The following is an 8,685-nucleotide window of genomic DNA, read 5'->3' as shown; positions in this document are numbered from 1 at the left end:
GCGGGCGCGCGCGTGCGGCCACCGTAGGAATAGACGGCCTTGATCCCCGCGCGCGCGATCTCTGCCGCGAGCAAGCTCGCGTCAAGCGTTCCGCCCAGAATGAGGGCGTGCGTCATGGCTGATCCCTGGCTGACCATCATCGGTATCGGCGAAGATGGCCTTGCAGGGCTGTCGGAAGCAAGTCGAAAGGCGCTTGCCAAGGCAGAAACGATATTCGGCGGCGAACGTCATCTTGCGCTGGCCGGCGTGACTAGTCGTGGCCGCGCGTGGCCGGTACCATTCGATGCGGATGTCGTGCTGAGCTGCCGCGGCCGGCCGACCGCGGTGCTCGCCTCCGGCGATCCGTTCTGGTACGGCGCCGGCGCGGGCCTTGCCGAGAAACTCGACGCGGGCGAATGGATCGCATATCCGGCCCCGTCAACCTTCTCGCTCGCCGTCGCGCGGCTGGGCTGGCGGCTCGAATCCGTCACCTGCCTCGGACTCCACGCCGCGCCGTTCGAGCGCCTCGTGCCGCATCTCGCGCAAGGTGCGCGGATCATCTGTCTCGTGCGTGACGGCAAGGCGGCCGGCGAACTCGCAAAATGGCTGAGCGAGCGCGGGTGGGGTGCGTCGGCATTCTGGACCCTCGCCGCGCTTGGGGGGCCGCGCGAAACCATCGCTGAGCATCGGGCCGACGGCCTTGCGGGCGATTTCGCTGGAAACCTCGTCGCGGTGGCGATCGAGGCAAGGGGAGGCCAAGGCATTTCCCGCAGCTCGGGCCTTTCGGACGATCTCTTCGTTCACGACGGCCAGATCACCAAGCGGCCGATCCGTACGCTCGCACTCTCCGCGCTGGCGCCACGTCCCGGCGAACGGATGTGGGATATCGGCGCCGGTTCGGGCTCGATTTCGGTCGAGTGGACGCTGTGCGGTGGGACCGCGATTGCGATCGAAATGCGTGAGGATCGTGCCGCCAACATCCGCAGCAACGCGGCGGCGTTTGGACTTGCGCATCGGATCGACGTCATCGCAGGGAATGCACCCGAAGCTCTGGCCGCGCTGGAGACCCCGGATGCCGTCTTCATCGGTGGCGGCCTCGACAGCGCAATGTTCGATGCCGTCTGGTCGCGCCTCACGCCGGGCACACGGTTCGTCGCGCACGCCGTGACGCTGGAGACGGAAGCGCTGCTCGGCGAGCTGCACCAGCGTCATGGCGGCGAGTTGATGCGGGTCGAGATCGCGCATGCCGGCCCGCTCGGCCGCTACCGGTCCTGGGAAGCGGCGCGGCCGGTGGTGCAGTGGAGTGTGGTCCGATGAAGGTCGCTGGGCTCGGGTTCAAACGGGACGTCACGCTGGCCTCGTTGCGCGAGGCGCTTCTGGCGGCTGGCGGTCCCGCAGGCCTTGCGGCGGTGGCAACGGTCAGCGACAAGGCCGACGCGGAGGTGCTGAAGCTGCTCGCGCGCGAATGCGGGGTGCCGATCAAGGCTGTTCCGCCCGACGTGCTCGCGGGCGTCACGACGGCGACTCAGTCAAAGYGGGTCACGGAAATGTTCGGCACGGGATCTGTCGCCGAAGCTGCGGCACTTGCGGCAGCCGGGCCCGGCGCGCGGCTGATCGCGACGCGGGTGGTCTCACGGGATCGGACCGCGACGGCGGCGATCGCGGAAGGAGACGGCGCATGACGGTGCATTTCATCGGCGCAGGACCGGGCGCTCCCGATCTGCTGACGTTGCGTGGGCGCGACCTGATCGCCGCTTGTCCGGTCTGCCTCTATGCCGGCTCGCTGGTGCCCGAAGGCGTGCTGGCGCATTGCCCGCCGGGCGCGCGGATCGTCAACACCGCGCCGCTGTCGCTTGACGAGATCATCGCGGAGATCTCTTCCGCGCATGCGGAAGGCAAGGACGTCGCGCGGCTGCATTCCGGAGATCTCTCGATCTGGTCGGCGATGGGCGAACAGCTCCGCCGCCTGCGCGCGCTCAACATTCCCTGTACGGTCACGCCGGGCGTGCCGGCGTTCTCGGCAGCGGCAGCAGCCCTCGAAGCCGAGCTGACGCTGCCCGGTCTTGCACAGTCCGTGGTCCTGACGCGCACGCCGGGCCGTGCCAGCGCGATGCCGGAAGGCGAGAAGCTCGCCGCCTTTGCCGCCACCGGCGCGGTGCTTGCCATCCACCTGTCGATCCATCTGCTCGACAAGGTCATCGCCGAGCTCACGCCGCATTACGGCGCGGACTGCCCGGTCGCCATCGTCTGGCGCGCGAGCTGGCCCGACCAGCGCATCGTCCGCGCCACGCTGGCGACGCTCGATGCGGCCGTGGATCGCGAGCTCGAGCGCACCGCGCTCATCCTGGTCGGCAAGACGCTGGGCTCGGCGGATTTTTCCGAGAGCCGCCTTTACGCCGCCGATTATGACCGCCGCTATCGGCCGGTCGGCGCCGAGCCGCGCTTTCCGGAGGCGTCGTGATGGCGGCGAGCCTCATCATCTCCGCGCCCGCCTCCGGCGTCGGCAAGACGACGCTGACGCTGGCGCTCGCGCGCGCCTGGCGCAATCGCGGATTGCGGGTGCAGTGCTTCAAGAGCGGGCCCGACTATATCGATCCTGCCTTCCATGCGGCCGCCACAGGACGCGCCTCCGTCAACGTCGACAGCTGGGCGATGGACCGCGCGACCATCGCGCACCTCGTCGGTCGCGGCGCGGACGCCGATGTCGTGCTCGCCGAGGGCTCGATGGGCCTGTTCGACGGCGTCGCCGCGCGCGGTGTCTGCGGCACCGGCGCCACTGCCGACATCGCGGAGATGCTGGGCTGGCCGGTGTTGCTGGTGATCGATCCGTCCGGGCAGGCGCAGACCGCGGCCGCGATCGCCGCCGGCTTGCGCGACTATCGCGCGGGCGTGCGCCTTGCGGGCGTCGTGCTCAACCGCGTCGCCAGTCCGCGCCACGAGAATCTCGTGCGGCGCGCGCTGCTGGATGCCGGCATTGCCGTATTCGGCGCGCTGCCGCGTCATGCCGAGATCAGCCTGCCAAAACGGCATCTCGGCCTGGTGCAGGCCGAGGAGCAGACGGAGATCGGCGGTCTGATCGACGAGGCCGCGCGCTTCGTCGCTGAGCATGTCGATCTCGATGCGGTGCTGCGATCGGCCGCGGCGTGGTCGCCGCAACCGGCGGGAAACGGCCTGAACGTGACGCCGCCCGGTCAGCGCATCGCGCTCGCCCGCGACGCCGCTTTCTCCTTCGTCTATCCGCATATGCTGGAAGCCTGGCGCGCGGCCGGCGCCGAAATTTTGCCGTTCGCGCCGCTGGCCGACGAAGCGCCCGATGCGAGCGCCGATGTCTGCTGGCTGCCCGGCGGTTATCCCGAGCTTCACGCCGGCCAACTCGCCGCCAATGCGCGCTTTCGCGCCGGTTTGCGCGCTTTCGCCGAAACGCGGCCGGTGCATGGCGAATGCGGAGGCTATATGGTGCTGGGTGCGGGCCTCACCGACGCCGACGGCGTCGGCCATGAGATGGCGGGCCTGCTCGGCCTGGAGACGAGCTTTGCCAAACGCCGCATGCACCTGGGCTATCGTCTGGCCGAACTCGCCGCGCCGATGCCGGGGCACGACGCCGGTGCACGCCTGCGCGGCCACGAGTTCCACTATTCGACCATCGTCGCCCAGCCTGACACGGCGCTGGCGGTGGTGCATGACGCGACGGGTGCGGTCATCGCCGAAACCGGCTCGCGCCGCGGCCTTGCCACCGGCACGTTCTTCCATCTGATCGCGGAGGACCGGTGAGCGGTTTTGTCACTTTCATCTCCGCCGGTCCCGGCGATCCCGAACTCCTCACGGTGAAGGGCGCGGCGCGACTGCGCGAAGCTGACGTCGTGCTCTATGACGATCTCGCCTCGGGCGCGATCCTCGATCTCGCCCGGCCCGGCGCCAATCTCGTGGCGGTCGGAAAGCGGGCAGGGCGGCCATCGACCAAGCAGCACCATGTCAACCGCCTGCTGGTCGACTATGCCGCGACCGGCGTGCGTGTGGTGCGCCTGAAGTCGGGCGATGCCGGCATTTTCGGCCGGCTCGAGGAGGAGCTCGAGACCCTGCGCGACGCCGGCATCGGCTACGAGATCGTCCCCGGCGTCACCTCGGCCTGCGTCGCGGCTGCCCAGGCAGGGATCCCCCTGACCCGGCGCCACACCTCGCGCCGGGTCCAGTTCGTCACCGGGGCCGACGTCACCGGCGAGCTGCCGCAGAATTTGAACTGGGCGGCGCTGGCCGATCCGGAGGCGACCACCGTGGTCTATATGGGCCGGCGCACCTTTCCGGCGCTTGCCGCAAAATTGATCGCGCATGGGCTCGCCCCAAGCACCCCGGCGCTGTTCGCCGAATCCCTCGGCCGTCCCGACGAACGGCTGGTCCGCACCACCATTGCCGAGCTTGCCGAACAGCTTGCGCGGGGCGGGGCGGCTTCCACGGCCGCCGTCATCCTGTTCGGCGCACTGGCGGGAGAATACCCGTCATGATGGTCTCAATCACCCTTCAGCCCTTGACGCCCAGCTGGCGAAAGGGGCACACAGGACGGGCATGGTGCTCGATGCGGCGCAAAGCGCCGGAGCATAATCGGGAATGGGGATGGGCGGACCCAGTTGCGGCGCCCCAAACCCCAGCCGCCCCCGCGACTGTAAGCGGTGAGGGGCTCCGATCAGCCACTGGGCCGCAAGGCTCGGGAAGGCCGGAGATCCCAGTGAACCGCGAGCCAGGAGACCGGCCGTGCGTGTTTTGAGGCCAAGGCCGTCGGGTGTGACGGCAGGAAGGAACTGAACCATGCATATCGAACCCGGAGTCGTATCGGGCGCCAAGCTCGTGTTGAGTTACGCAACCGGCATCGCCGTAGGCGGCGTCGCGCTGAAGCTTGCGGTCGAGACCGTGCGCGAGCAGGGCATCACATCGTTCGCGGCGCGGACGCTCGCCACCACGGGCCTGGTGTTCATCTTCTTCGAGATCCTGCCGCACTTCCCGGTCGGGGTGTCCGAAGTGCACTTCATCCTCGGCTCGACCCTGTTCCTGTTATTTGGCGCGGCGCCTGCGGCCTTCGGCCTCGCGTTCGGACTGCTGTTCCAGGGCATCTTCTTCGAGCCACCCGACCTGCCGCAATACGGCATGAACGTCACCACGCTGCTGGTGCCGCTGTTCGCGATCCAGGCGATCGCCACGCGGATCATTTCGCGCAACACCGCCTATGTCGATCTGCAATACCGTCAGGCGCTGGCGCTTTCGACGACCTATCAGGCCGGTGTTATCGCCTGGGTGGCGTTCTGGGCGCTCTATGGCTCCGGTTTTGCCGTGACCAATCTCGTCAACATCGCGACCTTCGCGGCCTCGTATGCGCTGGTCATCGTGATCGAGCCGCTCGCCGATCTCGGCGTGCTGGCGCTGGCGAAGTCGCTGCGCGGCGTCACCGCGCCCGGCCTCGTTACCCCGCGCCTGCACAACGCGGCCTAGAGACAAGCGAAAGGGCGGCCAATGCGGCCGCCCTTCGCGAACACGATGCTCACCCTCTCCCTGATAGGCATCGGTTGCGGCGATCCCGAGCAGCTCACGCGCGCCGCGATTCGCGCCATCAATGCCGCCGATCTCGTCCTGATCCCGCGCAAGGGGAGCGCAAAATCGGATCTCGCCGAGTTGCGGCGGACGATCTGCGCGAACGTACTCACCAATCAATCGACGCGCATCGCCGAGTTCGACCTGCCGGTGCGTGATGCGGGCGAAGCCGACTACCGCAAGGGCGTAGACGATTGGCACGATGCGGTGGCCGCGACCTGGTCGCAGACGATTGCAAGCCATCTCAAAGGCGAGGGCAAGGTCGCGTTGCTGGTCTGGGGCGACCCCTCGCTCTACGACTCCTCGCTGCGCATTGCGCGGCGGCTCGATCCCTTGCCGAAGATCGCGGTGATCCCCGGCATCACCTCGATCCAGGCGCTGTGCGCGGCGCATGCGCTGCCGCTCAACGACATCGGCGAGCCCTTCCTGGTCACGACGGGACGCCGCTTGCGCGAAGGCGGCTGGCCGCAAGGCACCGACACCGTGGTCGTGATGCTCGACGGTGGCACGGCATTCCAGTCGCTCGATCCGGTTGGCCTGCACATCTGGTGGGGCGCCTATCTCGGCATGCCCGATCAGATCGTCATGTCCGGCGCGCTTGCGGAGGTCGGCGCGCAGATTGTCGCCGCGCGACAGGACGCGCGCGAGCGGCATGGCTGGATCATGGACAGCTACATTCTCAAGCGCAGACCGTAAGCGAGGCAGCATGCTCCCCGACTGGGTCACCCAAAAATGCCCCGATAGCTCCGCGGTCCATCGCGTAGCGGCGATCGCGCGTCAGGCGCAACTGACGAAGCCGACCGGCGCGCTCGGCAGGCTCGAGCAACTCGCGATCGAGCTTGCGGGCCTGCAAGCGACCGAGCAGCCCCGCGCCGGCCGCGCGCCGATCATCATCTTCGCCGGCGATCATGGCATCGTCGCGCAGGGCGTCTCGGCCTATCCGCAAGCGGTGACGATTGCGATGATGGCGAATTTTACCTCGGGCGGCGCCGCGATCTCGGTGCTGGCGCGCGAATTGGGGGCGAGTCTGGAAGTGATCGACGCCGGCACGCTGGCGCAGGAGAAGATGGCGGGCGTCGTCACCGACAAGCCGCGCAACGGCACTCGCGACTTCAGCGTCGGGCCGGCGCTCGAACCGGCGGAGCTGGCATTCGCCTTCGAAGCCGGCCAGCGCGCGGTCGCGCGCGCGGAAGCGAGCCAACCGGATCTCTTGATCTTCGGGGAGATGGGCATCGGCAACACCACGGCGTCGGCGGCGATCGCGGCCAGCCTGCTCGGCGTCAGCGCCGAGGAGATCGCGGGCAGCGGGACCGGTGTCGATGCGGCTGGCCGCGCGCACAAGGCGCGCGTGATCGATGCCGCGATAGCGCGTCACGGCGTTGCGGGTGCGCCGGCCGAAAAGATCCTGTGTGCCGTCGGCGGCCYCGAAATTGCGGCCATCTGCGGCGCGATCATTGCGGCCGCGCAGCGCCGCATTCCGGTGTTGATCGACGGCTTCATCGTGTCGGTCGCAGCGCTGGCGGCCGTGCGGCTCAATCCGTCGTGCCAGCCGTTCCTGCTGCCGTCGCACCAATCGGCAGAGCAGGGGCATCGGCTGGTGCTGCGCGCGCTGAATGTGCAACCCCTGATCAGCCTCGATCTCAGGCTCGGGGAGGGATCGGGCGCCGCGATCGCGCTGCCGCTGGTACGGCTCGCCTGCAGCCTTCACAACGGCATGGCGACGTTTGCGCTGGCCAATGTGCCGGATCGACCAGCCTGATCCGGCTCAAGCCACGCGCTGATTGACGGAGACGACGCGCCAGCCGGTCGCGAGCCGATCGATCCGGGTCAGCGACAGCGGGTCGACCACGAAGCGCAAGGCCGCTTCCGGCGCAAGGTCGAGCGCGACGCACAGCGCGGCGCGGATGGTGCCGGAATGCACGACGAGCGTTGCCGACCCGGCCGCAATCCGCGAGAGACCCAGCCGGACGCGCGCGACCTGATCCTCAAAGCTCTCGCCGCCCGGTGGCCGTGCGTGCGCGGAATCGCTCCAGAATTGCGCATAGGTGTCGCCGCCCTTGGCGGCGAGCTCGTCATGTCGCCGGCCGGTCCAGTCGCCGAAATCCTGCTCGCTGAATTCGCCCACGAGCACCGGATCGAGCCCCAGCGCGCGCGCCGTCTCGATCGTGCGGCGCGCCGGGCTGGCATAGCTCGGCGCCTCCCGCGGCAGGTGACGCCGCAAGGCATTCAACTGTGCGGAATCGCTAAGATCGGCCGGCGCGTCGGGGGCATGGATCGTCCCCGCGACGCCGTCGACGGCCGCATGACGTATCAGCCAGAGGAAGGTCTCGCCTTCCATGCAAGAATCTCCAAGGAAAGTTGGCCGCTGTGGCAACAACGCCGCAACAGGCACATTGACTCTGTCTGGATCGTAATCCTAGATGGCCTCGACGGTTTCCCCACCCGGGGATGAAAAGGGAATGCGGTGCGGGGACGTTGTCCCCAATGCCGTGGCTGCCCCCGCAACTGTAAGCGGCGAATCTTGCGTCACAAGCCACTGGGTATCTCGGTCCCGGGAAGGCGACGCAAGGTGATGACCCGCGAGCCAGGAGACCTGCCGTCAGCCGTGGTCACACGCGAAGATGTCGGTCGGGGAGTACAGACATTCGGCTTCATCGGAGGGCTCGAAAGGCCCAAAAGATGAGACCTCGTTCGCTGTGACGTGCCACTGACGTCATACCGAGGTCCAGCACCGTGTCTTCTATCCGTCTTGTACGACCGCGCCGATTTTTGCTCGCGTCTGCCGCTCTCACATCGTTTGCCGCTGCCGATATGCCCGCTGCTTTGGCGCAGCAGGCCCGCGAACCGCTGCCGCCGATTGAGGTGTCCCCACAGCAATCCCGCAAGCCGCCCAAGCCCGCCGGTCGTGCCGGACAGGCTGCGCGCCGTGCGGCTGCGCATAGATCTGCGGTAGTGCCGGCCGCGCCCAAGCCGGTCGTGCCGGCTGCAACCGCGCAGACGCCGCTCAACACCAACGTGGTTGCCGAGAGCGCCTCGCGCCTCGGCCTGACCGTGCGCGAAACGCCGGCGACCGTCGAGGTGATTTCGGCCGAAACCATGCGCGAGCAGGGCTATCGCACTGTATCCGAG

9 protein-coding genes, 1 pseudogene and 2 riboswitches are annotated in these 8,685 nt (G+C 68.4%); of the genes and pseudogenes, 8 read left to right on the top strand and 2 right to left on the bottom strand.

Annotation, left to right across the window (positions count from 1 at the left end; translation table 11 throughout):
* Window positions 1–116 (bottom strand): annotated as a pseudogene (locus ACXJL8_RS25940) (cobalt-precorrin-6A reductase); the annotation flags it as partial.
* Between ACXJL8_RS25940 and cbiE the strand changes: the two are divergent.
* From cbiE to cobT, 8 genes are all read left to right on the top strand, one after another.
* Window positions 115–1,296: a precorrin-6y C5,15-methyltransferase (decarboxylating) subunit CbiE gene (gene cbiE / locus ACXJL8_RS25935; protein WP_456617765.1), complete on the top strand. Its 1,182-nt coding sequence runs from the start codon at window positions 115–117 to the stop codon at window positions 1,294–1,296. The pseudogene ACXJL8_RS25940 and the gene cbiE sit on opposite strands and share 2 nt — an antisense overlap.
* Window positions 1,293–1,661, top strand: a complete 369-nt coding sequence (locus ACXJL8_RS25930; RefSeq protein ID WP_456685831.1) for a cobalamin biosynthesis protein — start codon at window positions 1,293–1,295, stop codon at window positions 1,659–1,661. Before cbiE ends, ACXJL8_RS25930 begins: the two co-directional genes overlap by 4 nt.
* Complete coding sequence (gene cobM, locus ACXJL8_RS25925; protein WP_456617763.1) at window positions 1,658–2,440, top strand: precorrin-4 C(11)-methyltransferase; 783 nt, start codon at window positions 1,658–1,660, stop codon at window positions 2,438–2,440. The genes ACXJL8_RS25930 and cobM overlap by 4 nt, the downstream gene beginning before the upstream one ends.
* Window positions 2,440–3,750: a cobyrinate a,c-diamide synthase gene (locus tag ACXJL8_RS25920; RefSeq protein WP_456617762.1), complete on the top strand. Its 1,311-nt coding sequence runs from the start codon at window positions 2,440–2,442 to the stop codon at window positions 3,748–3,750. Before cobM ends, ACXJL8_RS25920 begins: the two co-directional genes overlap by 1 nt.
* Window positions 3,747–4,478, top strand: a complete 732-nt coding sequence (cobA, locus tag ACXJL8_RS25915; protein WP_456617761.1) for a uroporphyrinogen-III C-methyltransferase — start codon at window positions 3,747–3,749, stop codon at window positions 4,476–4,478. Before ACXJL8_RS25920 ends, cobA begins: the two co-directional genes overlap by 4 nt.
* A gap of 45 nt (window positions 4,479–4,523) precedes the next feature.
* Window positions 4,524–4,742: riboswitch (cobalamin riboswitch) on the top strand.
* Window positions 4,743–4,779: 37 nt separating this feature from the next.
* Window positions 4,780–5,457 carry an energy-coupling factor ABC transporter permease gene (locus tag ACXJL8_RS25910; RefSeq protein ID WP_456617760.1) on the top strand — a complete coding sequence of 226 codons (678 nt, stop codon included), beginning with the start codon at window positions 4,780–4,782 and terminating at the stop codon, window positions 5,455–5,457.
* A gap of 45 nt (window positions 5,458–5,502) precedes the next feature.
* The gene (gene cobF, locus ACXJL8_RS25905; RefSeq protein WP_456617759.1) at window positions 5,503–6,252 is read left to right on the top strand and encodes a precorrin-6A synthase (deacetylating); all 750 of its coding nucleotides are present in this window, start codon (window positions 5,503–5,505) and stop codon (window positions 6,250–6,252) included.
* A gap of 10 nt (window positions 6,253–6,262) precedes the next feature.
* Window positions 6,263–7,315, top strand: a complete 1,053-nt coding sequence (gene cobT / locus ACXJL8_RS25900; protein WP_456685830.1) for a nicotinate-nucleotide--dimethylbenzimidazole phosphoribosyltransferase — start codon at window positions 6,263–6,265, stop codon at window positions 7,313–7,315.
* A 6-nt stretch (window positions 7,316–7,321) separates the two neighbouring features.
* Here the strand turns inward: cobT and ACXJL8_RS25895 are convergent, their stop codons facing one another.
* Entirely contained in the window at window positions 7,322–7,894 is a 573-nt protein-coding gene (locus ACXJL8_RS25895) for a histidine phosphatase family protein (RefSeq protein WP_456617757.1), read from the bottom strand.
* 75 nt (window positions 7,895–7,969) lie between these two features.
* Window positions 7,970–8,171, top strand: a riboswitch (cobalamin riboswitch).
* Window positions 8,172–8,685: the final 514 nt, after the last annotated feature.

This window comes from Bradyrhizobium sp. P5_C11_2 (assembly GCF_054049755.1).
This window is presented reverse-complemented; position numbering and strand designations above follow the sequence as displayed.

What these genes read in the sequence shown, in the direction of transcription:
- ACXJL8_RS25895 (WP_456617757.1), bottom strand. Translation starts at nt 7,894, where the DNA reads ATGGAAGGCGAGACCTTCCTCTGGCTGATACGTCATGCGGCCGTCGAC.
- ACXJL8_RS25920 (WP_456617762.1), top strand. Translation starts at nt 2,440, where the DNA reads ATGGCGGCGAGCCTCATCATCTCCGCGCCCGCCTCCGGCGTCGGCAAG.
- cbiE (WP_456617765.1), top strand. Translation starts at nt 115, where the DNA reads ATGGCTGATCCCTGGCTGACCATCATCGGTATCGGCGAAGATGGCCTT.
- ACXJL8_RS25910 (WP_456617760.1), top strand. Translation starts at nt 4,780, where the DNA reads ATGCATATCGAACCCGGAGTCGTATCGGGCGCCAAGCTCGTGTTGAGT.
- cobM (WP_456617763.1), top strand. Translation starts at nt 1,658, where the DNA reads ATGACGGTGCATTTCATCGGCGCAGGACCGGGCGCTCCCGATCTGCTG.
- cobF (WP_456617759.1), top strand. Translation starts at nt 5,503, where the DNA reads ATGCTCACCCTCTCCCTGATAGGCATCGGTTGCGGCGATCCCGAGCAG.